Below are 26,466 nucleotides of genomic sequence, written 5' to 3' on the forward strand. Positions count from 1 at the left end.
GACACCGGTGCGAAACAGCCTGCGAGATCCAAGGTATCGAGCCGTCATTTCTCGACTCGTCGATGAACGCCACCGGCTTGATGTCAGTCAGCGCGAGCTAGCTGACAGACTCGGGCAATCCCGGTCATTCGTCAGCAAGGTCGAAATCTTCGAGCGCCGATTGGACTTCGTGCAACTCGTTGACTGGTCGAGAGCACTTGAGCTCGATGAACGCAAATTCTTGGCGGACTTGCTGAAGGAAATTCCCGCCGCCCGGCGCAAGAAGGGATGACCGTTGCGGGGCACGAAGAGACATCCAGTCCCCACATGAAAGCCCGGAAGCGGAAGTTCATGTGGCCCAAGGCTGGGCTTGCGCAAACTAAACTCTAGACAGGGAGAGAAGATCAGCATTTCGCCGATCATCGCTCGAATTGGCGCCAAAGGCTTCTAACGCTTGGATCTGCAGCGCGCTAAGCGGGCTGCTCTCGGCCAGCACGCAATCGTCGATGCTGGGGAGCGCGTCGCGATCGGCAATGTTGCTGAGGGTGGGGCCAACGTCGCGCAATAATCCATCGTGCATGCCGTAAACCCAGCCATGCACGTGCAGTGTTTGGCCCCGCGCCCAAGCGTTCTCGACCGACGGGATGGCGGCCACTCGGCGCACTTGCATCTGAACATTGACCTCGCACATACGCGCCGCGCGCGCTCTCGGGTCCTCTATGGCGTCGAACGTGGCGCGGTGTTTGCGGTAGAGCATGACGATCGGCTGAAGCCAATGATCAACAAGGGCTGAGCGTTCCGATCCCAGCGCGCGCTCGACGCCGCCGCATCCGTAGTGACCGCAAACGATGATGTGCTCGACACCAAGCGTCGCGATTCCATATTCCAGAACGGACAGCAGGTTCATGTCGCTGGTGTGCACGATGTTGGCGATATTGCGCTGTACGAAGACAGCGCCCGGATCGAGGCCGAGCACGTCGTTGGCGGTGACGCGGCTGTCAGAACATCCGATCCACAAATAATGCGGGGATTGTTGCTCGGCCATGCGGCGGAAGAAATCCGGATCGGCGCGCGTCTTGCCCTCGGCCCAGGCGACATTGCGATCGAACAAATCGCGCAATGGCATCAGGCGGCCTCGTCAGGAAGAAAGATATTGCCGGGATTCATCAGGTCGCGGGGGTCGAGGGCGCGTTTGATGTCGCGCATCAGCGTGACGGCCTCGCCCAATTCATGGCGCAGTGATTCTCGTTTGCCGAGGCCAACACCGTGCTCGCCCGTACACGTTCCCTCCGCCTCGATCGCTCGCGCCACGAGACGATCATTGAAGCGCTGCGCGGTGATGCGTTCATCGGCGGATTCTGGATCGACCAAGAGGATCACGTGAAAATTGCCGTCGCCGATGTGGCCGAGCACCGCCGCCGGAAAGGGCAGATCGGCAATGTCGCGCTTGGTGGTTTCGATGCAACGCGCAAGCTGACTTATCGGCACGCACACGTCGGTCGACCATGGGCGTGCGCCGGGTCGCAGCGAAAGCGTGGCGAAGCCTGCGTTGTGGCGCGCTTTCCAGAGTTCGTTGCGCGCCTCGGTCTCGATCGCCCACTGAAAGGCGCCCCCGCCGTTTTCGTTGGCGATGGAGCGTGCGCGCTCTGCATAGTAGGCGACCTCCTCGGGTGAGCCATGGAACTCGAGAAAGAGCGTGTCCGCTTCGGCGTAGGCGGTGGAGAAAGCGCGATTGACGGCGCGCATGCTTACGGCATCCAGATATTCGGCGCGCGCCAGCGGAAGGCCGCACTGCACCGCGTCGATCGCTGTGGAGGCGGCGCCGAAGGGAGATTTGAAGGCGCACACGGCGGCGCTGGTTGCTTCGGGCGCCGCGTGCAGGCGTAGTGTTACGTCTGCGATGACGCCCAACGTGCCCTCGCTGCCAACGAACAGATGCGTCAGGTCATAGCCCGCCGAGGATTTGCGCGCGCGCTGGGCGGTGCGAATGACGCGTCCGTCCGGTGTGACCACGGTGAGCGCCATCACGTTCTCGCGCATGCCGCCATAACGCAGCGTCGTTGTGCCGGAGGCGCGCGTGGACGCCATGCCGCCGATGGTGGCGTCAGCGCCTGGATCGACCGGAAAGAAGAGCCCAGTGTGACGCAGATGTTCATTGAGCGCGATGCGCGTGAGGCCCGCCTCGACGGTGCAATCTTGATCTTCTGGACTGAGCCGCAGAACGCGCTTCATGGCGGAGACATCCATGCATACGCCCCCGCGCGGCGCGCCCACGTGGCACTCAAGCGAAGTGCCCGCGCCAAAGGGTATGATCGGCGCGCCATGGGCTGCGCAGGCGCGCACGATTTTGTCGAGGCTTTCGACGCTGGCCACGGCTTGCGGCGGCAGTGGGGGTAGATGCATCCCGCCGCCGGCATGCTGATCGCAGATGGCGGCGGCGGTGCTGAAACGCGGACCGAGCAATTCTCGCAATTCCGATTGCAGCGAGTCTGAGAGCGGAATCATGGGAGCATCACCTCGATGAGGGAAGGGCCTGGGGCGGCGAAGCTGCGCTCTAACGCCGCGACAAGGGCCTGCGGCGAGGCCACGCGCTGCGCGGGTACGCCGAAGCCCGTCGCAATGGCGCAGAAATCGATCGATGGATGGCGCAGGTCGAAGAGCGAGTTGGCCGCGTCCGAGAGCGTGTTGACGCCGGCGCGCATCATCTCAAGCCGCAAGATGGCGTAGGCGCCATTGTTCAAGATCACATTGGTGACGTTCAAGCGCTCGCGTGCTTGCGTCCACAAGGCTTGGATCGTGTAAAGCGCGCTGCCGTCTGCTTCGAGCGCGAGCGCGCGCCGGTCCGGGCAGGCGATGGCGGCGCCGGTGGCCAGCGGCAGTCCTTGGCCGATCGAACCGCCCGTAAGCGTGAGCCAATCATGTGGCGGCGCGGTGGCGCAGGCGTCGTAGCAGAAGAGGCCGGCCGTATTGGATTCATCGCAGACGATGGCGTTGTTGGGCAGCGTCGCCGCGATGCATTGCGCAAGCGACATCGGATCAAGTGCGCCCTCTGAGTCTGGTTTCGGCGGCGGCTCTGCATGACGCGAGGCAAGCTCGGGCGCGTTCAGCAGATCGGTAAGAGCGAGCAGCGCCGTCTCTGGATTGGCGCCGGCCGCCGCGAGTTCAATTACGCGTGCGCCGTCTGGCGCGAGACGCAAGGGTCGTCCCGGTAGTGCGAAGAACGCCACTGGATAAGCGGCGCCGGCAAGGATCAGGGTATCGATGTGTGCCAGCGTGGCCGCCGCCATTTCGCTGAGATAGGGCAAGCGCTTTAAGTCTGCACCGGCGCCCTCTCGACGTACGCGTGCGGGGAAGGTCTCGATCAGCGCCAGCGCGCCGGTTGCCGCCGCGATGCGCTGTGCTGCGTCGCAGGCGCTAGCGGTGAGGTGGCGCCCGCCCAGCAAGAGCAGGGTGCGCGGGCCAAGGGCGCGCGCCGCGGATTCCACCCACACGCCATTTTGAGGCTCAATGTCCGCTACGGGCGAAGGCACATCCGGCTCGTCGTCGCTCCAGGCTACGTCCGCTGGTAGGATGATTGTCGCCGGACCCAATCGCTTCGCTGCGGCGATCGCATCGCGTCCGCAGCGCACTAAGTCCTTGGCCGACCCGGCCGTCTCAAGCCATGCGGACACAGGTCGCGCGATCGCGGCAATGTCGCTGGCGAGCGGTGGGTCGTTGGCGCGGTGGTAGGTCGCGTGTTCGCCGACGAGTGAGACGATGGGCGTGCGCGCGCGATAGGCGTTGTGCAGATTGGCAAAGCCGTTGCCGAGGCCTGGACCTAAGTGCAGCAGCGTAAGCGCCAGCGTTTGTGTCATGCGGCCGTACCCGTCTGCCGCCCCCGTGGCGACGCCTTCGAACAAGCAAAGCACTGGGCGAATGGAAGGTGCTGCATCGAGCGCGGCGACGAGGTGCATCTCCGAAGTGCCGGGATTGGCGAAGCAGGCGCGCACGCCTTCTTGCGCCGCCAATTCGAGCAATCTTTGCGCTGCCTTCATGTGTCTCTCCCTGGGGCGCTCTTAATGGCGCAAACTCGCCTCGACGAGGCGGCGCGCGCCTGGTGCAAGGTTCATCAGACGCAAGCCCGCCGTGCGTGCGACCCGCGCAAATGGTCGTTCGTCGCTGTAGAGCTGCGCAATCGCATTGGTGGCGGCGTAAAGGGGAAGCGTGGCGCGGCGATGCCCGCGCTCATACCGTGCTAAGCCTCGCGGGTCGGCGATGTCGCGGCCTGCCTTCAACGCGCGCATGATTTCGTCTCCGAGCGCGTAGGCGCTGCGAAGACCAAAATTGAAGCCATGCGCCGTGACAGGGTGCATGCCGACGGCGGCGTCGCCGATGAGAGCGAAGCGGCGCCCGACGAAGCGGCTGGCATAGACGGCCACCAGCGGATAGGCGTGGCGCCTGCTTGTGAGCGTGATTTCGCCCCAGCGCGCTTGGGTGCGCCGCTCGACATCGCGCGCGAAATCCACGTCAGATAGCGCCATCACGCTTTGCATGGCGTGGGCGCTGAGCGTCAGCACAAAGGACGACTGATCGCCACGGAGCGGCAGCATGGCGACCGTCTGACCGTGGCCGAACCATTCAGTGGCGACGCCGTTCTGCGGCTGGGCATGCTGTACGCGGCACACCAGCATGGTGCGGCCAAAGTCGAGCATGTGCGCGCTGATGCCCTGGCCCTTCCTGAGCAAGGAAAAACGCGTATCGGCGGCGACGACCATTTTACCACGGATGATGGCGCCGTCCGCGAGACGCACCTGCGCGCCCTTCGCGTCAATCGCGTCAAGTGTCGCCGCGCGGCCGGTGTGAAAGTCGCAATTCTCTTGGCCGGCGATCGTGTGAAACAAGGCGCGCCGGATGGCGGAATTTGGCGCAAGGGCACCAAGCGCGTTTCCGGGTTGATCGGCAAAGCTCAGCACGTAGGGCGATTGGCCGTTCAGTACCTCCGCGCGCGTAAGTGGGGCGACCTCTGCTTCCGCCAGACGCTCCCAGGCGCCAAGTTGCTTCAGGCGTGCAATCGAGGTTTGCGTGAGTGCGATTTCGCGTCCGTCATAGGCTGGCGCCGCCAGCGTGGCTTTTGACTCACCGTCGATCAAGGCGATCCGCAAGGGCGCTTGTGCGAGACGCGCCGCCAGGCTCTGGCCGGCCGGCCCGGCGCCGACGATGATGAGATCATACTCATTCATGGCTTTCTCATACCGTTCGAGGTCGCGCTGGTTTTGAGATGGCGCAAGATGATTTCACCGGGAGATTGTCACGCGGCGGCGCAGCAAGAGCGGCGCATAGACAGCGACGAACCAAACGAACGCGCCGCTCCACGCGAACGCTGATGCGGCGAGCATGGGCGCGTACATGTCAGGGAAAAACGGGGAGACGACGCGCAAGGCAGCGCCCAGATTGACCAGCCAATAAATGGCGCTGATGCGCGGGCCGGCCGTGAGCGGCTGGCCAGTGTGCCCCAAGCTGGCGCGCGTCATGACCGCAAGCGTCATGACGCCGAAGGCGCCGGCGGTTAGGGCGTGCAGCCCGCTCGCCGCAGGCACGACGCCAAGCGGCAAAATAGCCATGCCGCTCAACAGCAAGCCCAGGCAGAGCCAGAGATAGCCCACATGCAGCACGAGCACCAAGGGTTCAGCGTGCGTGCGCCAGCCTTGCCAGCGCGCAAGCCGCGCCAAATGAAGCACGCCCGCCAGTGTGAGCATGAGCCCTGTAGCAAAGTGCGTCGGCATCGCCGCCCAGAGGCTAAGTGCGATGGCCGCCACGCCAAGCGCAATCGCATCAAACCGCGATGACGCTACGGGCTCGGGCGCCATACGCTGTTTGGCCATCCAATTGCGGGTAAAACTCGGCACGATGCGTCCGCCGATCAGCGCCACCAACATCGAGACCACGCCAATGCCGATGCGCTCGCCAAGGAGCGCCAAATCAGGATCGAATGACCCCAGATGTGAGAGCAGGTTGGCGGTTGCGAGCACGCAGAGGAGCGCTAGCACCGGGATGTTACGCACATTGCGCCCAGCGATAATCTCACGCGCGATCACCAGCGCGAACACAAACAGAAACGATGCGTCGAATACGGGCGCCAAAGCGAAGTCAGGCGCCAGCATGGCGACACGGCCCGCGCACCAGAGCGTAACCAGCCCCATGAGCGGCGCGCCCGTGACTGGCAGCCTTCCGGTCCAATTCGGCACGGCTGTCAGCAAGAAGCCGGCAATCACGCCGCTCAAATAGCCGAACACCATTTCGTGGGCGTGCCAGTCGCGATTGAAATGCTCCGCAGGCAGCCAGCCGCTAAACGCCGCCACCCAAATCGGAACGGCGATCGCCGCCCACAAAGCCGCGAGCAGAAAGAACGGGCGAAAGCCCATGCTGAAGAGAGCCGGCCCTTGATAGGTGCGATAGCGTTCCGCGGTGCTTGTCATCGCGTCTTAGATTGCCTTTGAATGTTGCGTGCCGGCATTGGCGTAGGCGTCAAACGCGGAGGCGACGAGCCTGCAAAACGCTCGCATATTTGTCGGCACGCGAATGATATCGCCGTTGATCTCGACCAGCCCGTCCAATGCAAGCGGCGCGAGCGCGGTGAGGGAGGCGGTAAAGGCGGCGGCGCCGCCAAACGGCGCAAGATCGACTTCTAAGTCGCACATGAGCGATTCAATAATGGCCTCGCGGCGCGCATCGTCGGCGCTCTGCGTGTGACCGCGCACGGTCGGCAAGCGACCGGACTCCACAACCCGAGCCCACGTTCGCACTGCGGGGATGTTTTGCGCGTAGCCCTCGCGCAGGCGCGAAATCGCGGAGGGACCGAAGCCGATCAGGGCGTCCGCACTGCTTGGAACGTAGCCCTGAAAGTTGCGATGGAGCGTGCGGGCGTGCGCCGCTTTGGCCAGTGGGTCCTCCGGCTTGGCGAAATGGTCCAAGCCGATGCTCTCGTAGCCGAGATCGCACAAAAGGGTGCGCGCGAGCTCCGCCTGTTCGAAGCGCGCCTCAGCATCTGGCAAGGCGTCGGCGTCGATCAGGCGCTGGCGGCGCTTGAACCAAGGCACATGCGCGTAGCCGAACAGAGCGATGCGATTGGGCGCCAAGTCTGCCGCAAGACGGATCGTGTGGGCGACATCCTGAACGGTTTGATGGGGCAAACCATACATGAGATCGAAGCTGAGGTCCGTGATGCCCGCCCCACGGAGTATAGCGACGGCTTCAGCGACCTGCGCCTGCGGCTGAACCCGGCCCATCGCCATTTGCACATGCGGGTTGAGGTCCTGAACGCCGAGCGAGACGCGATTAACGCCCGCTTGAATATAGCTGGCCGCCAGCGCGCGCGTGATATGACGGGGATCAAGTTCAATAGCGTGTGACAAGTTCGGCGCCAGATCGAACCAAAAATCCAGATGATGCTGCAACCGCAGAAATTCATCCGGAGAAAGGATGTTTGGCGTACCACCGCCCCAATGGATCTCGCTCACATTGTGCGAGCCGATCGCGGAGGCGACGAGATCAATCTCGGTCATCAGCGTCGTGACGAAATCGGGAATGTCGCCACCGCGCGTGAGGTAGGTATTGCAGCCGCAATACCAGCAGAGCTGCTTGCAATAGGGGATGTGCAAGTAAAGCGAGAGAGCGGCTCTCTCAGGCAAGGCGCCAAGCCAGGACTGATAGAGCGCGCCATCGACATCCGCGCTGAAATGTGGCGCGCTGGGATATGAGGTGTAACGCGGCGCTTGACGTTCCGCGTAGGGGAGGAGATGCGGATCCATAGTAGTGATCATCACGCGGGATGGCGCGGAGACGATTGACGTTGGTCAAGCGCCGATGCGGCGCAAGCGCACAGAAGTAGTCAGAGGTAGATCAAGTCGACGAGCGCGCTCTCCGGCGCCGCCGGTGCGTCCGACGCACGTACGATCAACGCATTGGCGCCTGCGAATACAGAGATCAGCGATGAATCCTGATTGTGTGGCGCGCGCGCCCAGAGCTGTCCGCTGGCGTCAGCTTCGACATGCGCGCGCAGATAAGTCGCGCGTGGACCGTTTGTCGCCAGAGGCGTCCGGGTGCGTGCGCTTGTGGCGCGCATCGACGCTGTCGGATCGCGTCCGCAAAGCTGGTCGAGGAGCGGCCGCAAGAACAAGCGGGCGCAGACAAAGGCGGACGCCGGATTGCCCGGCAGCCCGAGCACGAGCTTTTCGCCAATGCGCGCAAACCAGGTCGGCTTTCCGGGTCGCAGCGCGACCTTCTCAAACAGGAATTCCGCGCCAAGCCGCCGCAAAGCAGGGCGCGCGTGATCATGGTCGCCCACCGAGGCGCCGCCGACGATGATCGTAAGATCGTGCGTATCGATGGATTGTCCGACGGACGTGGCGATTGCGCTGGCGTCGTCGCGGAACGGAGCGCGCGTGTCGGCGCCGGCGCCCCAGCTTTCGGCAAGAGCAGCGATGCCGTAACTCATGGAGTCAAAGATTTGGTCAGGCGCCGGGAGCGTGCCTGGAGGGACTATCTCATTGCCGCCGCTCAAGACAGCCACCTTCGGCGCGCGCGCGACCTGGAGCGACGCGCGTCCAGCCGCCGCCGCCAGCGCAATGGCGGCGGCGTCCATGAGACGGCCGGTGCGGAGCAGTACGTCGCCGATTTCGAAATCCACACCGGCATCGCGTACGTGGCGCCCTGCTGCGATTGGCGGCGATGTTACCTGATCGCCGTCGCGAACAGCGTCCTCTTGGATCAGCACACAATCGGCGCCATCCGGAAGCGGCGCCCCAGTAAAGATGCGCGCGCATTCGCCGGGGTTGAGCGCGCGATCAAGTGCGCGGCCGGCGCTGGTTTCGCCGATCATGCGCAAGACGCCCGGTGTGTCTGCGGCGCGGAGGGCATAGCCGTCCATCGCCGAGGCGCGAAACGGTGGTTGGGCGCGGGCGGCGACAATATCTTCGCGGAGCGTTCGTCCGCGCGCCGATCGTAAGGGAACTTGTTCGGTCTCCACCGGATTGGCGGCGGCGAGCATGAGGGCTTGGGCTTGGGCTACGCCAATCATGATGCGTCGCGCACGTAAGAGCCGCTGGCGCCGCCGTGCTTTTCGATCAAGCCGACGCCTTCGATGACCATGCCGCGATCGATCGCCTTGAGCATGTCGTAGAGCGTGAGGCACGCGACCGAAACCGCGGTGAGCGCTTCCATCTCAACGCCGGTTTGACCGGTTGTTCTCGCGCGGGCCGTCACAAGAAAGCCTGGCGCCTTCTCATCTGGCGCTACGTCGACCTTCAGGCTCGAAAGCGCGATGGGGTGGCACAGCGGGATGAGGTCTGCGGTGCGTTTGCCTGCCATGACGCCGGCGATTTCGGCGATCGCGCGGACATCGCCCTTAGGCGTGTCGCCACTCATGGCGCGCTGCAAGGTCGCGTTCGCCATGCGGATGTGACCTTGTGCGACAGCCTCGCGCACAGTGGCGGGCTTGTCGCCGACATCGACCATGCGCGCACGGCCTTCGGCATCAAGGTGGGTGAGGCGGTCGTTCATCGTCATCGTTCCAGCAGGCGTGGCATGATCTCGACCATGTTGCAGGGCGTGTGGCGGCTATCCAATTGCCAGCGGATGATCTTCTCCCAACCATCGCGGCAGGCGCCGTTAGAGCCGGGGAGAGCAAAGATGAATTTTCCTTTGGCCACACCAGCGCACGCCCGCGACTGGAGCGTGGAGAGGCCGACGCCTTGATAGCTCAGCATGTGCCAGATGACTGAAAACCCATCGATCTCTTTCTCGAAGAGGGGGCGTAGCGCCTCTGGTGTGACATCGCGCCCGGTGAGGCCCGTGCCGCCTGTGGAGACGATCACATCGATGTGCGGGTCTTGGAGCCAGGCGCTTACCTGGGCGCGAATTTCACCGACATCGTCGCGCACCAACGCGCGCGCGCCTATGCGGTGTCCATCGCGCTGCGCGAGTTCGGCCAGCAACGCGCCTGAGGTGTCGCTTTCGATATCGCGTGTATCGGAAATCGTCAGGACGGCGACATGCACCGGCTTGAAGGGAAGGTTTTCATCAATGCGGCAAGCGTGCGGGCTCATGCGCCATGCTCCTGACGGCGTGCGTAATCTTCGTTTGTGGGTTCGATCCAGCGCGCGCCGTCCGGTCCAGATTCGCGTTTCCAGAGCGGCGCGTCGGTCTTGAGATAATCCATCATTTCTTCAACGGCGGCGAAGGTGTTGGCGCGATGGGCGCTCTGCGCCGCGACAAGCACAATCGCTTCACCCGCGGGAATAATTCCGACCCGGTGGATGACCAGGAGTGCATCAAGCGCGTGCTTGGCGCCCACCTGCTGGGCGAGCCGCTCGATCTCACCTTCGGTGAAGCCAGGATAGTGCTCCAGCTCAAGTGCGGTCACAGAGCTCTCGCCCGCGTGGCCCCGGCAATAGCCGACGAAGCTCGCTAATGCGCCACATTGATCGCTTCGCACTGCAGCGAAGCGCGCGACCTCGTGGGCGGGCGCGAATGGTTCGGCGGTGACGACAACATGCATCATGCGATGAGCGCCGCCGCGGCAATGCCGAGCACGAGTCCGAGAACGCGCAGGACGCCCGCTTGGTTTAAGCCCCTCAGGCTCCACGTTGTGCCGATCAAGGCGCCAATGCTCGCTGCGCCGACAAGCCAAGGCAGAAAACTGGGCAGAGTCGCAAACAAAGACGCGCGACCGGCAAGACCCGCCAGCGAATTAACAACGATGAAACATGCGGCGATGCCAGTGGCGCGTTGGGGATCGGCCCATCCGGCGAACACAAGCAGCGGCGAGAGATAGACGCCCCCGCCAATGCCGGTGAGGCCGGCGAGCGCGCCTAGAGCGGCGCCGACGGGGAGCGCGACGAGCGGTGATGGCGGCGCACTCGGCTTGACGGCGTCAATCTGGGGCCAGACGAGATAGCGCAAAGCCGCCGCGGCGAGGGCGAACGCGAGCAGTGGGCGATAGATGTGCTCCGGCACATCAATGCGTCCGGCAAGAAATGCGGCCGGTATGGCTGCAATTGCGAACGGCCAGAAGACGCGCCAGTCAAAGCGGCCGGCGCGGATGAAGCGGAATGCGCCGAGGCCGGCTACAACGATATTGAGGACGAGCGCGGCTGGTCGCACGTCGTCAGGCGCCAGGCCCGCTAACGCCATGAGCGCGATATAGGCGGAGGCGCCGCCGTGACCGACGGAGGAATAGAGGGCCGCCGCCGACGCTATGGCCAGGGCGAGATAGAGGATCATGCTCTCGCCCATGGCTCAGCCTCCGCTCAGCGGTGACATAAAGGCGATTTCACGCGCATCGCGCACGGAGGCCAGTTCGTTGAGGCAGAAGCTCTGATCGACCGCGACGCGGACGCCGCGCGCGGCGATGGCGTCACCCAGTTCGGGATCGTCCGCACTGAGCAGGGCGCGCAAATCCGTGACCGTAGCGACGGTATCGGGTATTTCCAAATCGCGCTCGGCATAGCCGGCAAGGTCGCGGAGGCGACCGAAGAACAAGATGCGCGTCATCCGCCCGTCACCGACATATGGCGCTCCGTCGCCGGCGTCCGCAGACGTTCAATCTGGAAATCATGCCCCTTGGGGCGCAGAGCGATCGCGGCGTCGATCGCGGCCTGCAGTGAAACGTCGGAGGCGTCGTCGCGGAGCGGCGCACGCAAATCCGCCGCTGTTTCGTGGCCGAGGCAAAGATAGAGCCGTCCCGTACAAGTCAGACGGACCCGCGAACATCCCTCGCAAAAATTGTGCGTGAGTGGGGTGATGAACCCCAAGCGGCCGCCTGTTTCTTCGACGCGGACGTAGCGCGCCGGGCCGCCCGTGCGATCCGGCAAGTCGGTGAGGCGCCAATAGGAGGCGAGATCTTCGCGCACACGTGCAAGCGAGAGGAATTGGTCGGTACGATCTTCGTCGATCTCGCCGAGCGGCATGGTTTCGATCAAGGTGATGTCGTGGCCCCGCGCGTGGGCCCATTGGATGAGGTCCGGAATTTCATGCGCGTTGTCGTGCTTAAGCGCGACCGTGTTGATCTTGACCTTCAGCCCCGCCGCGACCGCGGCTTCGATACCGCCGAGCACGTCGCCGAGGCGATCGCGCCGGGCAATGCGGGCGAATGTCTCGCGATCGAATGAGTCGACCGACACGTTCACGCGCTTGACGCCGATGCGCGCCAAGTCTTGTGCGAAGTCAGCAAGTTGAACGCCATTCGTGGTGAGCGTGATTTCATCAAGCCCTTGGCCCAGATGACGCGACACCGCTTCAAGAAGGTCCAAAAAGCCGCGCCGAACCAAGGGCTCGCCGCCGGTAAAGCGGAGTCGTCGCACCCCACGCGCGACAAAGGCGGCGCACAGCCGATCAAGCTCGTCAATCGAAAGCAGATCCTTGCGCGGAAGAAAGCGCATGCGCTCGCTCATGCAATAGATGCAGCGCAGGTCACAACGATCCGTCACTGAAACGCGCAGATAGGAGATCGTGCGCCCGAAGGGATCGACAAGCGGCCTCATGCTGCGCGCTCCAGCGCCTCAAGTGCATCGCGTGTGTTGGCGTTGGCAAACGCGCGCACATCTTTGAAGTGAACGCGTCGGGCCCGATGGTCAGCGAGGAGCGCACGTACCGGAGGATGTCGACCGTCGACAAATTCCGCAGCAATGTAGTCGGCCATCTCGACACGCCACACCGCGCAAAGCGGGTGTTCGCCCGCGTCTGTCACGGCGAACGCAGCCGGCGCATTTCCGATAGACGCCAGCAACACGGGGAAGAGATCCGGCGGCAGCAAAGGGGCGTCGCAGGGTGCGGTCGCCAGCACTTTGAAATTGGCGGTCTTCGCCCAAGCTAGGCCGGCGGCGATGCCGGCAAGCGGACCGGCCGGCGCATCGGGCTCATCGTGCAAGATCTCAAGGTCAAGTGATTGCGCATGGGCTGCTGTTGGCGAATTGGGACGAGCACTTACCGCGCATGCGGCGAGGGCGCTGAAGCGCGTGAGCACTGCATCCATCATCAAGCGGCCGCCAAAGGGCGCAACGGCTTTTTCGGCCCCAAAGCGGCTGGAGCGTCCGCCCGCGAGCAGGAGTCCGCCCGTGCTGAGAGAAAGAGGGCAAAGCCTATCCATGTCGTTTGGCCGCCTCAGCCCCAGGGCCGGTGGTTTTGTACCATTCCGACGACCAGATCTCGGCGTCGGCGTCGGCAATGATGTCGCCGATGCGCGGGGCGTGATTGTCAATCAAAGGATCAGGCTTGGCCAAGGCCTCAAGCGCGCCAATATTGCCGAGCGTGACAACGGCGCCGTGGACGCTGACGCCATGACGCTGCAGCGCGGCGAACGCGCGCGAGAGATTTTCCGGCGTCATGCCAAGCAGCGAAGCAAGAATGCGTTTCTCGTGATGCAGACGGACCACGCCGCCTGAATTGTCGGCCGCGCGGAGCTGCAGCAGATAGTTCGCGAGACGCTCCGTGCTGTTGCGGAGCTTGTGGTTCTTGATGTTGCGAACCAACCCCCGATAGCATCCCGCCAAATCGCGCGAGACGGCCATCGCGAATCGCGGGTCGAGGCGCATCGCGGTGCGGATCGCATCGCCGGGGATCATGAGGATTTCGCAGCGATCAAGTGTGCGCGCCGACATCAGCGCTTCAGCGTCGAGCACAACGGCCGCAAGGATAAAGGTTGAGACCGGACGCAAGATCGCCAACGTCGTCTCGCGGTCATTCCAAGTGCCGTGCAGTTCGACTTGGCCATCGAGCAGTACGTAAAGAAAATCAACCGGATCGCCCTCGAGCAGCAGCATCGTATTGGCGGGGAAGCGCTGCAAATGCGCGCCAGCGGTTGCGACGCGCAGCGTCTCCGGCGCCGCATCAGCGAAGAGCGGCAAGCCCTTTACGCGTTCGACATCGCTTGTGCGCACGCCTCAACCTCCCGAGTGCAGCGTGGCAAGTGATGACGCAGATCATGCAATCGCGAATTGATGGAAATCAAGTCTGCGTACTTTGTCGCGTATCCTGCGGACTTGGCTTGATATTTTTCGCGATAGAGCCCCGACAATGATCAAGTGAAAAGGTCAGCGCTGGAAAAATCTCTGTAGGAAGGCGGGACGCTTGATCCACATCAAACGCTTCCGATCCAATTTGCCTCTTTCTGCATGCGCATCACCACGCGTGCAGGGGCCGAATTCATGGTGGGACAAGACGTAAGAGAAAGCGCGGGCGCTGGCGGGGCCTTGTGGCTGAGCACGCTCGCTTTCACCGCCAGCTTTGCAGTATGGACAATCTTCTCGATTATCGGCGTGCAGATCGAGCAAGATCTCGGACTTACCGAAACGCAGTTCGGACTACTGATCGGTACGCCCATTCTGACGGGCTCGATCATTCGGCTATTTCTGGGTGTCTGGACTGATCAATATGGCGGCCGGGTCGTCTTTCCGCTGGTGATGCTCGCTGCGGCGCTCGCCACCTTTCTGCTCTCCTACGCTCAAACCTACCCACAATTCCTGATCGCCGCGCTTGGCGTGGGCATCGCGGGCGGCACGTTCGCGGTAGGCGTAACGTACGTTTCGAAGTTTTATGCATCGGCCAAGCAAGGGACGGCGCTTGGCATCTTCGGCGCCGGCAATGTCGGCGCTGCGGTCACGAAATTTCTCGCACCGTTCGTGTTGCTGGCCATGGGCTGGCAGGCTGTGGCCCAGATTTGGGCCGCTGGGCTTGTTGCGATCGCCGCGCTCTTCTTCTTGTTTACGAAGGACGATCCCGAACTTGCCGCACGCCGCGCCAAGGGCGTGAAGCCGCGCAGCATGGCCGAGCAATTCGCACCGCTGAAAAACGTCCAGGTCTGGCGCTTCTCGCTCTATTATTTCTTTGTGTTCGGCGCGTTCGTTGCGTTGGCCCTGTGGCTGCCGCGCTATCTCGTTGGCGTTTATCACCTTGACCTAAAGACAGCCGGCATGGTCGCGGCGGCATTCTCCGTGCCGGCTTCGCTCTTCCGTGTTTATGGCGGCGTGCTTTCAGACAAAGTCGGCGCGCGGCAGGTCATGTATTGGACCTTTCTGGTTGGAATCGCGACGACGTTTCTGCTTTCCTATCCGCCCACGAGCTATGTCATCGACGGCATCGAGGGGCCAATCGCCTTCAGACTCGAGACCGGCCTCGTTGCGTTCACGGTGCTGGTGTTTGTGCTCGGTTTCTTCATGAGCCTGGGCAAGGCCGCGGTCTTCAAACACATTCCGGTCTATTATCCGAAAGACATGGGCTCGGTCGGCGGTCTGGTCGGCATGATCGGCGGGCTTGGCGGCTTTGTTCTGCCGATCGCGTTCGGTGTGCTGAATGATCTTACCGGTATCTGGACCAGTTGCTTCATGCTGCTGTTCTTTATCGTGTCGGGTTCGCTGCTCTGGATGCACTTTGCGATCCGTCAGATGGAGCGCGAGGCGGTCGGCAAGCAACTCGAGAGTCTGCCGCAATTCCCGGAAATGCAGCCGATCCACGAGCCGGCCAAGCACAAGCCGACGGCGCCGGGTCTCATCGCCGACTGGCGTCCCGAGGATCCGGTGTTCTGGAACGAGAGCGGGCGCAAGATCGCCAGCCGCAATCTCTGGCTCTCGATCCCGTCGCTGTTCTTGTCGTTCGCCGTGTGGATGGTGTGGTCCGTGGTTGTGGCGAAGCTGCCATTGATTGGCTTCGATTACTCAACCGATCAACTCTTCTGGCTCGCCGCGCTGCCCGGCCTTTCGGGCGCGACGCTGCGCATTTTCTATTCCTTTATGGTGCCAGTGTTCGGCGGTCGCCTGTGGACGACGTTGACAACTTGGTCCTTGCTGGCGCCGGCGCTTGGCATCGGCTTTGCCGTGCAAAACCCGGAAACGCCGTACTGGATCATGCTGGGCCTCGCGCTCCTGTGCGGCCTGGGTGGTGGGAATTTCGCAAGCTCGATGTCAAACATCGGCTTCTTCTTCCCCCGCAATGAAAAGGGCAATGCGCTCGCGCTAAATGCCGGTCTCGGCAATCTAGGCGTCAGTGCGATGCAATTCTTGGTGCCGATCGCCATTACCATGGCTGTGTTCGGCAGCTTTGGCGGGGCGGGCCAGGCGACCAGCGCCGGCGACACTTTGTTCATGCAGAACGCCGGCTTCATCTGGGTCCCGTTCATTGTCGCGTCGGCCTTCATGGCGTGGTTCGGCATGAACGATCTCTCGACCGCGAAGGCGTCATTCGCCGAGCAATCGGTAATTTTCACACGCAAGCAGAACTGGATCATGTGCTGGCTCTACACGGGCACATTCGGTTCGTTCATCGGCTTCTCTGCCGCGTTCCCGTTGCTGACCAGCACACAATTCCCAGAGGTAAACGTGTTGCAGATCGCCTTCCTCGGCCCGCTGGTTGGCGCGCTTTCGCGCTCGTTCACGGGTTGGGTCGCTGATCGCTTCGGCGGGGCGCGCGTCACGCTTGCAGTGTTCGCGCTGATGATGCTGGGCACGATCGGTGTGATCTATTTCCTGGGCGCGAAGGATCAGCCTGGCGCCTTCACCGGTTTCTTCGCCTGTTTCATGCTGCTGTTCTTCGCCAGTGGCGTGGGCAATGCGTCGACCTTCCAGATGATCCCCGCGATCATGCGCAAGGAGATCGCGCGTCTGTCACCCCAAACCCCCGCGCCGGATCAATTGAAGCAAGCCGAGAAGGAATCGGCGGCGATCACAGGCTTCACTTCGGCGATCGCCGCCTATGGGGCCTTCTTTATTCCAAAGAGCTTCGGGTTCTCGATTGCGGAGACGGGCAGCGCCAGCGCCGCGCTCGTCGGCTTCCTGATTTTCTACGTGTCGTGCCTGGCCATCACTTGGTTCGTCTATGCGCGACCGGGCGGGCTCCTATTCGATGTCGAAAACAAACGCGGCGCGCCGTCCGATGCGGCGAAAGCAGCGAGCTAAGAGGGGAAGAGCATGAGCCACACTTTAGACCGCCTGGCCTTCTTCACGCGCAAGACAGAGCTCTATTCCAAGGGTCACGGCGTCATGAACGACGAGGATCGTTCATGGGAGGAGGCGTATCGACGCCGCTGGCAGCACGACAAGATCGTGCGCTCCACGCACGGCGTGAATTGCACCGGATCGTGTTCCTGGAAGATTTACGTCAAGGGCGGCATCGTCACTTGGGAAACGCAGCAGACCGATTATCCGCGTACGCGTCCCGATCTGCCGAACCACGAACCGCGCGGCTGCGCGCGGGGCGCGTCGTATTCGTGGTATCTCTATTCGGGCAATCGGGTGAAGTACCCGCTCGTGCGCGGGCGTTTGCTGAAATTGTGGCGCGAGGCGCGCAAATCCAAATCGCCGGTGCAGGCCTGGGCTTCGATCGTCGAAGACAAAAAAAAACGCAAGCACTACACGGCGCTGCGCGGCGGCGGCGGCCTTGTGCGCTCGACATGGGATGAGGTCACTGAACTCATCGGCGCCGCGAACGCTTACACTGTGAAGAAGCACGGACCGGATCGCGTATTCGGCTTTTCGCCAATCCCAGCGATGTCAATGATCTCGTATGCCGCCGGCGCGCGCTATCTGCAGCTGCTCGGCGGCGTCTGCGGCTCGTTCTACGATTGGTATTGCGATCTGCCGCCGGCGAGCCCCCAAACCTGGGGCGAACAAACTGACGTCCCTGAATCGGCGGATTGGTACAATTCGGGATTCATCCTGGTGTGGGGCTCAAACGTCCCGCAGACGCGCACGCCCGACGCGCACTTCTATACCGAGGTGCGCTACAAGGGCGCGAAGTCCGTCGTCATTTGTCCGGACTATTCGGAAGCCTCGAAATTCGCCGATCTCTGGATTTCAGTGAAGCAAGGCACGGACGCGGCGTTGGCGATGGCGATGGGCCACGTTGTGCTCACTGAGTTCCATCGCGACCGCGAGGTGCCGTACTTCAAGGATTACGTGCGCCGCTACACCGACATGCCGCTTCTGGTGCGGCTGGTGAAACAGGGCGACCGCTACGTGCCGGAGCGCTTGCTGCGTGCGTCGGATTTCGCCGACGGCTTGGGCCAAGCCAACAATCCGGACTGGAAGACTGTTGGCATTGATGAGTCCAGCGGCGCGCCAGTCGTACCGACGGGCTCGATCGGCTTCCGTTGGGGCGAGCAGGGCAAGTGGAACCTTGAAGAGAAGGACGCCAACAACGCCGACGTCAAATTGCGGGTGGGCATGAAAGGCGCGCACGATGATGTCGCGGAGGTGCTGTTTCCGTACTTCGCCAACACGGCGTCGAACGGATTTGCTTCCACCGATCACCCCGACACCTTGATGCGCCGCGTACCGGTGAAGCGCATGACGCTGAAGGACGGTGAGACTCTGATCGCCTCTGTCTATGATCTCTTCATGGCCAATTATGGCGTTGATCAAGGCTTCGGCGGCGAGCACATGCCAGCGAGCTACGACGACATGGAACCGTACACGCCGGCTTGGGCCGAGCAGGTCACCACCGTACCGCGCGACCAAATCATCGCCGTGGCGCGCGGCTTCGCCGCCAATGCCGAAAAGACGAATGGCAAGTCGATGGTGATCATCGGTGCGGCGATGAACCATTGGTATCATATGGACATGAATTATCGCGGGGTGATCAATCTCCTCGCGATGTGCGGCTGCATCGGCCAATCCGGCGGCGGCTGGTCGCATTATGTGGGTCAGGAAAAGCTGCGCCCGCAAACGGGCTGGGCGCCGCTCGCGTTCGCGCTCGATTGGATCAGGCCGCCCCGGCAGCAGAATTCCACCAGCTTCTTCTACGCGCACACTGATCAATGGCGCTATGAGACGCTCGACGTGAAGGAAATCCTCTCGCCCACGGCGCCGGAAGGCGATTGGGGTCAGACCTTTATTGACTACAACGCCAAGGCCGAGCGCATGGGCTGGCTGCCCTCGGCGCCGGCGCTCAAGTCCAACTCGCTCGATGTGGCCAAGGCGGCGGAGAAATCCGGCGGTGACGCGCGCGAATATGTGGCGCGTGAGCTTGCCTCGAAACGGCTCGAAATGAGCTGCATGGACCCCGACCACCCCGACAATTGGCCGCGCAATATGTTCGTGTGGCGCTCCAATCTGCTGGGCTCCTCTGGCAAGGGCCATGAATATTTCTTGAAGCATCTGCTCGGCACGTCGAACGGCGTGCTTGGCAAGGATCTTGGCGACACCGGGCGCCGCAAACCCGTTGACGTGAAATGGCGCGATGAAGCGCCAGAGGGAAAGCTCGATCTCCTCGTCACCATCGATTTCCGCATGTCCACGACGGCCGTTTACAGTGACATCGTGCTGCCGACCGCGACCTGGTACGAAAAGAACGATCTCAACACGTCGGACATGCACCCCTTCATCCACCCGCTGACCGCCGCCGTGGATCCAGTATGGGAGGCAAAGCCGGATTGGGAAATCTTCAAGGCGATCGCAAAGGCGTTCTCCGATGTCTGCCCCGAAGTGCTGGGCGTCGAGAAGGATGTGGTGCTCACCCCGATCCAGCACGACAGCGCCGCCGAACTGGCGCAGCCGTTTGACGTGCAGGATTGGTGGAAAGGCGAATGCGATCTGGTCCCCGGAAAAACCGGACCACAGATCAGCATCGTCGAGCGCGACTACCCCAATCTCTATCGCCGCTTCACCGCGCTTGGCCCATTGATGACGAAGGTGGGTAATGGCGGCAAAGGCATCGGCTGGAATACCGAGCACGAGGTGGAGCTGCTGAAGCATCTCAATGGCGAGGTGCTGGATGGGCCGACCAAAGGCTTGGCGAAGATCGAAACCGAGATCGACGCTTGCGAGACCATTCTCATGCTGGCGCCGGAGACGAACGGCGAAGTCGCCGTCAAATCCTGGGATTCCCTCGGCAAGCAGACGGGTCGCGATCACACGCATCTGGCTCTGCCCAAGGAAGACGAAAAAATCCGCTTCCGCGATGTCGTCGCCCAGCCGCGCAAGATCATCTCGTCGCCGATTTGGTCAGGCCTTGAGAGCGAGAAGGTCTGCTACAACGCCGGCTACACCAACGTGCATGAGCTGATCCCGTGGCGCACGCTGACGGGTCGCCAGCAGCTCTACCAGGATCACCTCTGGATGCGCGCGTTCGGCGAGCAATTATGTGTTTATAAGCCGCCGGTCGATCTGAAGACGGTCGCGCCACTGCACAACAAGCGCTCGAACGGCGAGTTGGAGATTGTGCTCAACTTCATCACGCCGCACCAGAAATGGGGCATCCACTCGACCTATACCGATAATCTCCTGATGCTGACGCTCAATCGCGGCGGACCAGTGGTTTGGATTTCCGAAAAGGACGCCCAGCGCGCCGGCATCGTCGATAATGATTGGATCGAGGTCTTCAACGCCAATGGTGCGCTCACGGCGCGCGCAGTGGTTTCGCAACGTGTGAAAGAGGGGATGACCCTCATGTATCACGCGCAAGAGAAGATCGTGAACACACCCGGCTCTGAGCTGACCGGTCAACGCGGCGGCATCCACAATTCGGTGACGCGCACGGTGCTGAAGCCCACGCACATGATCGGCGGTTACGCGCAGCTGGCCTATGGCTTCAATTATTACGGCACCGTCGGCGCCAATCGCGACGAGTTCGTCATCATCCGCAAAATGAAGAAGGTCGATTGGCTGGAACAGCCGCTCGCCGCGAAGGGGAGCCGCTGATGAAAGTTCGCGCTCAAATCGGCATGGTGCTCAATCTCGATAAGTGCATCGGCTGCCACACCTGCTCCGTCACCTGCAAGAACGTCTGGACCAGCCGCGAAGGCGTTGAATACGCCTGGTTCAACAACGTCGAAACCAAGCCGGGTGTCGGCTATCCGCGCGAATGGGAAAACCAGAAGCGTTGGAATGGCGGCTGGGAACGGACGCGTGGCGGCAAGCTGCAGCCGAAGATGGGGCCGAAATGGCGTATTCTGGCGAAAATCTTCGCCAACCCCGATCTGCCCGAGATCGACGATTATTACGAGCCGTTCGATTTCGACTACGCGCATCTGCAAACAGCCCCGGAAATGCAGGCGTTTCCAACCGCGCGGCCGCGCTCACAGATCAGCGGCCAGCGCATGGAAAAGATCGAATGGGGTCCCAATTGGGAGGAGATTCTTGGCGGTGAGTTCGAGAAGCGCTCAAAGGACGCCAATTTCGAGAACGTCCAAAAGGATATCTACGGGCAGTTCGAAAACACTTTCATGATGTACCTGCCGCGTCTGTGCGAGCACTGCCTCAATCCAACCTGCGTGGCGGCGTGTCCTTCGGGCGCGATCTACAAGCGCGAGGAAGACGGCATCGTTCTGATCGATCAGGACAAGTGCCGCGGCTGGCGCATGTGCGTGTCGGCGTGCCCCTACAAGAAAATCTATTACAATTGGTCGAGCGGCAAATCCGAGAAGTGCACGTTCTGCTATCCGCGCATCGAAGTCGGGCAGCCGACCGTGTGCTCGGAAACCTGCGTCGGCCGTATTCGCTACCTTGGCGTGATCCTCTATGATGCCGATCGCATCGAGCAGGCGGCGAGCGTCGACGAAAAGGATCTCTACGACGCCCAACTCGGCGTCTTCCTTAATCCGCACGATCCGGCGGTGATCGCACAAGCGCGCGCCGATGGCGTGCCGGAAGCGTGGATCGAGGCGGCGCGTCGCAGCCCGGTCTATAAGATGGCGATGGAGTGGAAGGTCGCCTTCCCGCTCCATCCGGAATATCGCACGCTGCCAATGGTCTGGTACGTACCGCCGCTTTCACCGATCCAATCGGCGGCGGCGATGGGCGCGATCGAGCATGACGGCGTGATGCCGGACGTCCGCTCCTTGCGGATTCCGGTGAAGTACCTCGCCAACATGCTGACGGCTGGTGAAGAGGCGCCGGTCGTCACCGCGCTCGAGCGTATGCTCGCCATGCGCTCCTACATGCGGGCCAAGACGATCGACGGCGTAATCGATCATGGCGTCGCCGAACGCGTCGGGCTGACGGCCGCCGCCATTGACGAGATGTATCAGATCATGGCCATTGCCAATTACGAAGATCGCTTCGTCATCCCCACCACGCATCGCGAAGGCGCCGAAGACGCCTACCAGCTGCGCGGGTCATGCGGCTTCAGCTTCGGCAACCAGGCGTCAGGCGGGCGCACGGAGCTGGGTCTCTTCGGTCCAACGAAGAACAGCAAAGCCAAGAACCCGATGGAGGCGTGAGCATGGCCAATACCTATCGTGCGTTCGCAATCCTGCTGAGCTATCCCACAACCGACAACGCGGCGCTGATGCCGGCGGTGTTGGAAACGCTGGCGGCGGAGAAGATCGCGCCGCGCAAACTCGTGCGCGACCTGACGCCGCTCGCCTTCGAGCTTTCGCGCGACGACCTCTACGAGGCGCAAGCGCGCTACGTCGATTTGTTCGATCGCACCCGTTCGCTTTCGCTGCAGCTCTACGAGCACGTGCACGGGGAAAGCCGCGATCGCGGCCAGGCGATGGTGGAGTTGCTGAACCTCTATTCGGCGCATGGCCTGGAGCTGACCGCAAAGGAATTGCCGGATCACTTGCCGGTGTTCCTGGAGTTTCTCTCAACGCAGCCGCAAGCCGAAGCGGCGGCGCTTCTGGGGCAAGCGGCGCACGTGCTGGAGGCGCTGCGCGAACGTCTGAACAAGCGCCAATCCATCTATGCGCGTGTGTTCGATGTGCTGGTTGCCGTCGTCGAGGCGGACCGCAACCCGGAAGCCGTCAAGGCGCTGTTGCAGGAGCCAGACGACAATCCGGATGATCTCGAAGCGCTCGATAAGGCATGGGCCGAAGAACAGGTGACGTTCGGCCCGGATCAAGTGGGCTGTCCTAAAGCCGAGGCGTTGCTCGGGCGCATGAAGGAGAGCGCAGCATGAGATGGAGCGTGCCTTCTCTTTCCGTCTTTGCGGCCTGTGTTTCGCTAACTGCGTCCTGGGCGCATGCGCAAACGCCGCCGGATCAGGACGATTGGATCTTCGATTCGCGGCTGCGCTACGAAAGCGTATCCCAGGATGGCTTGGATGACGCCGAGGCGCTCACCGCGCGGGTGCGCTTGGGTTATGAAACGCACGCGTGGCGCGGCTGGCGGGCGCTCGCCGAGCTCGAAGGCGTCGCTCAGATCACCGACGATTTCAACGACACCGTGAACGGTCACACGACCTATCCTGTCGTCGCCGATCCGGAAGCGTTTGAACTCAATCGCCTTCAACTCGCATGGTCCGGCGCCCATGGACGCAGCGCCGTGCTTGGTCGCCAGCGCATTGTGCTCGGCAACGCCCGCTTCGTCGGCAATGTCGGCTTCCGCCAGAACGAGCAAACCTTCGACGCCGTCCGTGTTTGGGGTCGCGTGTTCGAGAACACGACGCTGACCTACATCTATATCGACCGAGTGCGCCGTATTTTCGGCGACGACAGCGCGCAAGGCGAGTGGGACAGCGACTCGCACATCGCGCGAGCCGATATCAGCTTGCCGCTGGGCCAGCTCAGCGCCTACGCGCTGGCGCTGGATTTCGCGGAGGCCCCCGCGCAATCGAGCCAGACCTATGGCGCGCGCTGGCAGCACGAATGGGAGGCCGGCGCGTATCGCCCACGCCTCGCGCTCGAAGCCGCGACACAGAGCGAATACGGCGACAATAACGCCGACTTCAATCTGGGGTACCAACTCGCGGAATTCGGCCTGCGCCGCGGATCGTGGAACGTCACGCTCGGCGGCGAGCGCCTCGAAGGCGACGACACGCGCGGCTTCGCAACGCCGCTCGCGACGCTGCATGCCTTTCAGGGCTGGGCCGACGTGTTCTTGACCACACCGCCCGACGGTATCCGTGATCTCTACGCCAATGCGGGCTTCACGACACCGGCTTGGCCGGGTGAGCAGCCGGTGACCCTCAGCATCGCCTACCATGACTTCGCTGACGATGCCGGTGACACGGCGTTCGGCGATGAATGGGACGCCTCCGCGCGCATGTCGTTCAATGCGCACCTGTCGCTTGAGGCGAAGGCGGCGGTGTTTCATGGGCAAGATCCGCGTTTTGCGGATCGCACCAAGTTTTGGCTCGCGCTTGAGTATAGGCTCTGAGGTTTGATGATGGATTGGCTCAATCAAGCGGTCTTCGGCTATTATCCCTACATCGCGCTCGCCGTACTTGTGATCGGCTCGATCCTACGGTTTGACCGCGAGCAATACACGTGGCGCACGGGCTCATCGCAATTGTTGCGGCGCAGGCAATTGGTGCTCGGCTCGATATTGTTTCACCTGGGCATCCTGGCGATCTTCGCAGGTCATTTCGTGGGCTTGCTGACGCCGCTTGTCGTGTGGGAGGCGCTGGGCGTGACCCATGGCGCCAAGCAAATGCTCGCCATCGTGGCGGGTGGTGTCGCGGGCGTGTTTTGCCTCGCTGGCGGCCTTCTGCTGCTGCACCGGCGCCTGTTCGACCCGCGTATCCGCGCCAATTCAAGCTTCGGCGACACCGCGATCCTGGCGATCCTGCTGATGCAATTGTGCCTAGGCCTTGCGACCATTCCGATTTCGCTAGAGCACCGTGACGGCGAGGAGATGGTGAAATTCATGCACTGGGCGCAAGGCATCTTCACCTTCCAACCCGGCGCCGCCAACTACGTTGCTGACGCGCATTGGATATTCAAGGCGCACCTGACGCTCGGGCTCACGATCCTGCTCGTGTTTCCATTCACGCGGCTGGTGCACATGCTGTCGGCGCCGATCTGGTATCTCAACCGACGCGGCTGGCAGATCGTGCGCTCCAAGAAGCTCGCGGCGCGGAGCGCACGATGAAACACACGCTCATCCAGGCCAAGGAGCCGCAAGAAGCGTTCGGCGGGTGCGGACATGGCCCCGCGCCAGCGGCCAAACGGACACGCAACGCGCCGCCGGTGTTCGTCAATGGTGTCGCAATCAGCGAAGCCGACATTGCCTTTGAAACGCAAAACCACCGCGCCTCGTCCGGTCCTGAAGCGCGGGCAGCTGCGGCGCGCGCGCTCGTGATCCGGGAATTGCTCTTGCAGCGTGCGGCGGCGCTTGGGCTTGAGGCGACGCCATCTCGCGATGACGCCAACCGGGAAGAGACCTCGCAAGAGGCGCTTGTGCGCCAGGTTCTCGAATTGGAAGCATCGCCGCGCGAGCCGACAGTTGAGGAATGTCGGCGTGTCTACGCGACCTCGCCCCAGAGCTTCACCACGATGGAGATTTACGAGGCTTCGCATATTCTATGTGCGCCGGAGCAAGCAGGCGCCGAGGCATGGGTGGCTGCGCACGGTAAGGCGGTGGCCCTGCGTCGTCAGATTCAGCAAGGCGGAGATTTCGCCGAGCTCGCGCGTGCGCACTCCAATTGCTCCACAGGGGCTGGTGGCGGCGCTCTCGGTCAATTGGCGGTTGGCGATATCGCGCAAGACATGGAGCGCGTTCTGCTTGCGCTTCGAGAAGGCGAGGTGGCCGCAGCGCCCGTGCGCACCCGCCACGGCTGGCACATCGTGCGTCTCGATCGCCATGCGCCAGCGCAGCTTTTGCCATTCGATGCGGTGGAGCCCGCCATTCGGGCGCGCCTGCGCGAGCGCGCCATGGTGTCCGCCTCGGCGCGCTATGTCGCTGAGCTCGCAAAGCATGCCGAAATTGAAGGCCTTGATCTGTCGTTGGGCGCTGCATGACAAATACGCTCCAGCTTGGCGATCTGCTGGCGCTCGGCCGACGTTCGAGTGCCGAACTCGGCGTCTGGCTGAACGCGCACGACCCGGTATTGGCCGCGCGCATGCGCGATGAAGCTGGTCGACGCGATGAATCGCTCTCGGAATTCGTCCGCGTGGCGGTGGCCGATTTTCTAGCTGAGGCGGACGAGGAAACGTGGGCTAGCTTGGTGTCAGCGATCCGGGATGCGCCCGATCCGGGTGCTGCGTGCCTGGCGCGAATGACCGCGTTCAGGCTTCAATTGGAGGGCTCCGCATGAACGCTGGCGCCGAACCCGATGACGGCGCACGCGCCGTTACGCCGCACGACCCGATTGAGTTTCTTCTGGCGGAGCATCTCAACCACCGTCGCATGTGCAGGGCGCTTGAGCGCCTGGCGATGATGGAGGATTTCGACGCCGCGCGCATCACCGGTCTGCTCGACTTCATCCGCTTCGACCTCACGCTGCATGTGATTGATGAAGAGGAAGACGTTTTCCCTCTGCTTCGTAAACGCTGCCTGCCCGAAGACCAGGTGGACGAAGTCCTGGATCGGCTGACCGAGGAGCATGCGGAGGACAAAGCGCTCTCCACCCGCGCGCGCGACGTGCTGAACGCTTGCCTGATTGTACGCAAGCCGCCGCACGCCATTGAAGGCGGTCCTGAGGCGCTACGGGCGTTCGCGCATCACGAGATGCAGCACCTCACGCTTGAGAACGCCGTCATCGTGCCGCTCGCCCGGCGGCGGTTCAGCGCCGCAGATCTGCGCTTCCTGAGCGCCAGATTGATCGCCCGTCGCCGCCGGGTGGCGGCGACGGACGAATAGG

General features: G+C 62.6%; 24 protein-coding genes. 9 read left to right on the plus strand and 15 right to left on the minus strand.

Annotated features, from left to right (window positions below; all coding sequences use genetic code 11):
* Window positions 1-358: 358 nt before the first annotated feature.
* The 15 genes from EPJ54_RS16165 to EPJ54_RS16235 form a co-directional block, all read right to left on the minus strand.
* Window positions 359-1,105 (minus strand): carbonic anhydrase, encoded by a 747-nt coding sequence (locus EPJ54_RS16165; protein WP_135212798.1) that lies wholly within the window; start codon window positions 1,103-1,105, stop codon window positions 359-361.
* Entirely contained in the window at window positions 1,105-2,484 is a 1,380-nt protein-coding gene (locus EPJ54_RS16170; protein WP_135212799.1) for an FAD-binding oxidoreductase, read from the minus strand. Before EPJ54_RS16170 ends, EPJ54_RS16165 begins: the two co-directional genes overlap by 1 nt.
* On the minus strand, window positions 2,481-4,013 hold the full coding sequence (locus tag EPJ54_RS16175) for an acetolactate synthase large subunit (RefSeq protein WP_135212800.1): 1,533 nt from the start codon (window positions 4,011-4,013) through the stop codon (window positions 2,481-2,483). Before EPJ54_RS16175 ends, EPJ54_RS16170 begins: the two co-directional genes overlap by 4 nt.
* Window positions 4,014-4,034: 21 nt before the next feature.
* Window positions 4,035-5,198 carry a 5-demethoxyubiquinol-8 5-hydroxylase UbiM gene (gene ubiM, locus EPJ54_RS16180; RefSeq protein ID WP_135212801.1) on the minus strand — a complete coding sequence of 388 codons (1,164 nt, stop codon included), beginning with the start codon at window positions 5,196-5,198 and terminating at the stop codon, window positions 4,035-4,037.
* A gap of 54 nt (window positions 5,199-5,252) precedes the next feature.
* The gene (locus EPJ54_RS16185) at window positions 5,253-6,434 is read right to left on the minus strand and encodes an NnrS family protein (RefSeq protein WP_135212802.1); all 1,182 of its coding nucleotides are present in this window, start codon (window positions 6,432-6,434) and stop codon (window positions 5,253-5,255) included.
* A 6-nt stretch (window positions 6,435-6,440) separates the two neighbouring features.
* Complete coding sequence (gene hemN, locus EPJ54_RS16190; protein ID WP_135212803.1) at window positions 6,441-7,766, minus strand: oxygen-independent coproporphyrinogen III oxidase; 1,326 nt, start codon at window positions 7,764-7,766, stop codon at window positions 6,441-6,443.
* A gap of 80 nt (window positions 7,767-7,846) precedes the next feature.
* A complete protein-coding gene (locus EPJ54_RS16195) occupies window positions 7,847-9,034 on the minus strand; it encodes a molybdopterin molybdotransferase MoeA (protein WP_135212804.1) in 1,188 nt (395 codons plus the stop codon).
* Window positions 9,031-9,516: a cyclic pyranopterin monophosphate synthase MoaC gene (moaC, locus tag EPJ54_RS16200; protein WP_239590977.1), complete on the minus strand. Its 486-nt coding sequence runs from the start codon at window positions 9,514-9,516 to the stop codon at window positions 9,031-9,033. Before moaC ends, EPJ54_RS16195 begins: the two co-directional genes overlap by 4 nt.
* 2 nt (window positions 9,517-9,518) lie before the next feature.
* Window positions 9,519-10,061, minus strand: coding sequence for a molybdenum cofactor biosynthesis protein B (gene moaB / locus EPJ54_RS16205; protein ID WP_135212806.1), 543 nt, complete (start codon window positions 10,059-10,061; stop codon window positions 9,519-9,521).
* Window positions 10,058-10,516, minus strand: coding sequence for a molybdenum cofactor biosynthesis protein MoaE (locus EPJ54_RS16210; protein ID WP_239590978.1), 459 nt, complete (start codon window positions 10,514-10,516; stop codon window positions 10,058-10,060). Before EPJ54_RS16210 ends, moaB begins: the two co-directional genes overlap by 4 nt.
* Complete coding sequence (locus EPJ54_RS16215; protein ID WP_135212807.1) at window positions 10,513-11,250, minus strand: sulfite exporter TauE/SafE family protein; 738 nt, start codon at window positions 11,248-11,250, stop codon at window positions 10,513-10,515. Before EPJ54_RS16215 ends, EPJ54_RS16210 begins: the two co-directional genes overlap by 4 nt.
* Before the next feature lie 3 nt (window positions 11,251-11,253).
* Window positions 11,254-11,508, minus strand: a complete 255-nt coding sequence (locus tag EPJ54_RS16220) for a MoaD/ThiS family protein (RefSeq protein ID WP_135212808.1) — start codon at window positions 11,506-11,508, stop codon at window positions 11,254-11,256.
* Window positions 11,505-12,497 carry a GTP 3',8-cyclase MoaA gene (gene moaA / locus EPJ54_RS16225; protein WP_135212809.1) on the minus strand — a complete coding sequence of 331 codons (993 nt, stop codon included), beginning with the start codon at window positions 12,495-12,497 and terminating at the stop codon, window positions 11,505-11,507. Before moaA ends, EPJ54_RS16220 begins: the two co-directional genes overlap by 4 nt.
* Window positions 12,494-13,102, minus strand: a complete 609-nt coding sequence (mobA, locus tag EPJ54_RS16230; protein WP_135212810.1) for a molybdenum cofactor guanylyltransferase — start codon at window positions 13,100-13,102, stop codon at window positions 12,494-12,496. Before mobA ends, moaA begins: the two co-directional genes overlap by 4 nt.
* Window positions 13,095-13,892, minus strand: coding sequence for a cyclic nucleotide-binding domain-containing protein (locus tag EPJ54_RS16235; protein ID WP_135212811.1), 798 nt, complete (start codon window positions 13,890-13,892; stop codon window positions 13,095-13,097). Before EPJ54_RS16235 ends, mobA begins: the two co-directional genes overlap by 8 nt.
* A gap of 267 nt (window positions 13,893-14,159) precedes the next feature.
* On the opposite strand from EPJ54_RS16235, the gene EPJ54_RS16240 reads away from it, so the two are divergent.
* From EPJ54_RS16240 to EPJ54_RS16280, 9 genes are read left to right on the plus strand one after another with little or no spacing between them, the layout of a single operon-like run.
* Window positions 14,160-16,901 carry a nitrate/nitrite transporter gene (locus EPJ54_RS16240; protein WP_239590979.1) on the plus strand — a complete coding sequence of 914 codons (2,742 nt, stop codon included), beginning with the start codon at window positions 14,160-14,162 and terminating at the stop codon, window positions 16,899-16,901.
* A 12-nt stretch (window positions 16,902-16,913) separates the two neighbouring features.
* Window positions 16,914-20,642, plus strand: a complete 3,729-nt coding sequence (locus EPJ54_RS16245; RefSeq protein WP_135212812.1) for a nitrate reductase subunit alpha — start codon at window positions 16,914-16,916, stop codon at window positions 20,640-20,642.
* Window positions 20,642-22,162, plus strand: coding sequence for a nitrate reductase subunit beta (gene narH, locus EPJ54_RS16250; RefSeq protein WP_135212813.1), 1,521 nt, complete (start codon window positions 20,642-20,644; stop codon window positions 22,160-22,162). Before EPJ54_RS16245 ends, narH begins: the two co-directional genes overlap by 1 nt.
* A gap of 2 nt (window positions 22,163-22,164) precedes the next feature.
* On the plus strand, window positions 22,165-22,842 hold the full coding sequence (gene narJ / locus EPJ54_RS16255) for a nitrate reductase molybdenum cofactor assembly chaperone (protein ID WP_135212814.1): 678 nt from the start codon (window positions 22,165-22,167) through the stop codon (window positions 22,840-22,842).
* The gene (locus tag EPJ54_RS16260; RefSeq protein ID WP_135212815.1) at window positions 22,839-24,041 is read left to right on the plus strand and encodes a hypothetical protein; all 1,203 of its coding nucleotides are present in this window, start codon (window positions 22,839-22,841) and stop codon (window positions 24,039-24,041) included. The genes narJ and EPJ54_RS16260 overlap by 4 nt, the downstream gene beginning before the upstream one ends.
* 6 nt (window positions 24,042-24,047) lie before the next feature.
* Window positions 24,048-24,755 (plus strand): respiratory nitrate reductase subunit gamma, encoded by a 708-nt coding sequence (gene narI, locus EPJ54_RS16265; RefSeq protein WP_239590980.1) that lies wholly within the window; start codon window positions 24,048-24,050, stop codon window positions 24,753-24,755.
* Window positions 24,752-25,624, plus strand: a complete 873-nt coding sequence (locus EPJ54_RS16270; RefSeq protein ID WP_135212816.1) for a peptidylprolyl isomerase — start codon at window positions 24,752-24,754, stop codon at window positions 25,622-25,624. Before narI ends, EPJ54_RS16270 begins: the two co-directional genes overlap by 4 nt.
* A complete protein-coding gene (locus tag EPJ54_RS16275; RefSeq protein WP_135212817.1) occupies window positions 25,621-25,920 on the plus strand; it encodes a hypothetical protein in 300 nt (99 codons plus the stop codon). The genes EPJ54_RS16270 and EPJ54_RS16275 overlap by 4 nt, the downstream gene beginning before the upstream one ends.
* A complete protein-coding gene (locus EPJ54_RS16280) occupies window positions 25,917-26,465 on the plus strand; it encodes a hemerythrin domain-containing protein (RefSeq protein ID WP_135212818.1) in 549 nt (182 codons plus the stop codon). The genes EPJ54_RS16275 and EPJ54_RS16280 overlap by 4 nt, the downstream gene beginning before the upstream one ends.
* Window position 26,466: the final 1 nt, after the last annotated feature.

Source organism: Vitreimonas flagellata (genome assembly GCF_004634425.1).
Taxonomy (GTDB): domain Bacteria; phylum Pseudomonadota; class Alphaproteobacteria; order Caulobacterales; family Aquidulcibacteraceae; genus Vitreimonas; species Vitreimonas flagellata.

Excerpts from the sequence above, each read along its gene's own strand:
- EPJ54_RS16165 (WP_135212798.1), bottom strand. The coding sequence starts at position 1,105 with ATGCCATTGCGCGATTTGTTCGATCGCAATGTCGCCTGGGCCGAGGGC.
- EPJ54_RS16170 (WP_135212799.1), bottom strand. The coding sequence starts at position 2,484 with ATGATTCCGCTCTCAGACTCGCTGCAATCGGAATTGCGAGAATTGCTC.
- EPJ54_RS16175 (WP_135212800.1), bottom strand. The coding sequence starts at position 4,013 with ATGAAGGCAGCGCAAAGATTGCTCGAATTGGCGGCGCAAGAAGGCGTG.
- ubiM (WP_135212801.1), bottom strand. The coding sequence starts at position 5,198 with ATGAATGAGTATGATCTCATCATCGTCGGCGCCGGGCCGGCCGGCCAG.
- EPJ54_RS16185 (WP_135212802.1), bottom strand. The coding sequence starts at position 6,434 with ATGACAAGCACCGCGGAACGCTATCGCACCTATCAAGGGCCGGCTCTC.
- hemN (WP_135212803.1), bottom strand. The coding sequence starts at position 7,766 with ATGGATCCGCATCTCCTCCCCTACGCGGAACGTCAAGCGCCGCGTTAC.
- EPJ54_RS16195 (WP_135212804.1), bottom strand. The coding sequence starts at position 9,034 with ATGATTGGCGTAGCCCAAGCCCAAGCCCTCATGCTCGCCGCCGCCAAT.
- moaC (WP_239590977.1), bottom strand. The coding sequence starts at position 9,516 with ATGAACGACCGCCTCACCCACCTTGATGCCGAAGGCCGTGCGCGCATG.
- moaB (WP_135212806.1), bottom strand. The coding sequence starts at position 10,061 with ATGAGCCCGCACGCTTGCCGCATTGATGAAAACCTTCCCTTCAAGCCG.
- EPJ54_RS16210 (WP_239590978.1), bottom strand. The coding sequence starts at position 10,516 with ATGATGCATGTTGTCGTCACCGCCGAACCATTCGCGCCCGCCCACGAG.
- EPJ54_RS16215 (WP_135212807.1), bottom strand. The coding sequence starts at position 11,250 with ATGGGCGAGAGCATGATCCTCTATCTCGCCCTGGCCATAGCGTCGGCG.
- EPJ54_RS16220 (WP_135212808.1), bottom strand. The coding sequence starts at position 11,508 with ATGACGCGCATCTTGTTCTTCGGTCGCCTCCGCGACCTTGCCGGCTAT.
- moaA (WP_135212809.1), bottom strand. The coding sequence starts at position 12,497 with ATGAGGCCGCTTGTCGATCCCTTCGGGCGCACGATCTCCTATCTGCGC.
- mobA (WP_135212810.1), bottom strand. The coding sequence starts at position 13,102 with ATGGATAGGCTTTGCCCTCTTTCTCTCAGCACGGGCGGACTCCTGCTC.
- EPJ54_RS16240 (WP_239590979.1), top strand. The coding sequence starts at position 14,160 with ATGGTGGGACAAGACGTAAGAGAAAGCGCGGGCGCTGGCGGGGCCTTG.
- EPJ54_RS16245 (WP_135212812.1), top strand. The coding sequence starts at position 16,914 with ATGAGCCACACTTTAGACCGCCTGGCCTTCTTCACGCGCAAGACAGAG.
- narH (WP_135212813.1), top strand. The coding sequence starts at position 20,642 with ATGAAAGTTCGCGCTCAAATCGGCATGGTGCTCAATCTCGATAAGTGC.
- narJ (WP_135212814.1), top strand. The coding sequence starts at position 22,165 with ATGGCCAATACCTATCGTGCGTTCGCAATCCTGCTGAGCTATCCCACA.
- EPJ54_RS16260 (WP_135212815.1), top strand. The coding sequence starts at position 22,839 with ATGAGATGGAGCGTGCCTTCTCTTTCCGTCTTTGCGGCCTGTGTTTCG.
- narI (WP_239590980.1), top strand. The coding sequence starts at position 24,048 with ATGATGGATTGGCTCAATCAAGCGGTCTTCGGCTATTATCCCTACATC.
- EPJ54_RS16270 (WP_135212816.1), top strand. The coding sequence starts at position 24,752 with ATGAAACACACGCTCATCCAGGCCAAGGAGCCGCAAGAAGCGTTCGGC.
- EPJ54_RS16275 (WP_135212817.1), top strand. The coding sequence starts at position 25,621 with ATGACAAATACGCTCCAGCTTGGCGATCTGCTGGCGCTCGGCCGACGT.
- EPJ54_RS16280 (WP_135212818.1), top strand. The coding sequence starts at position 25,917 with ATGAACGCTGGCGCCGAACCCGATGACGGCGCACGCGCCGTTACGCCG.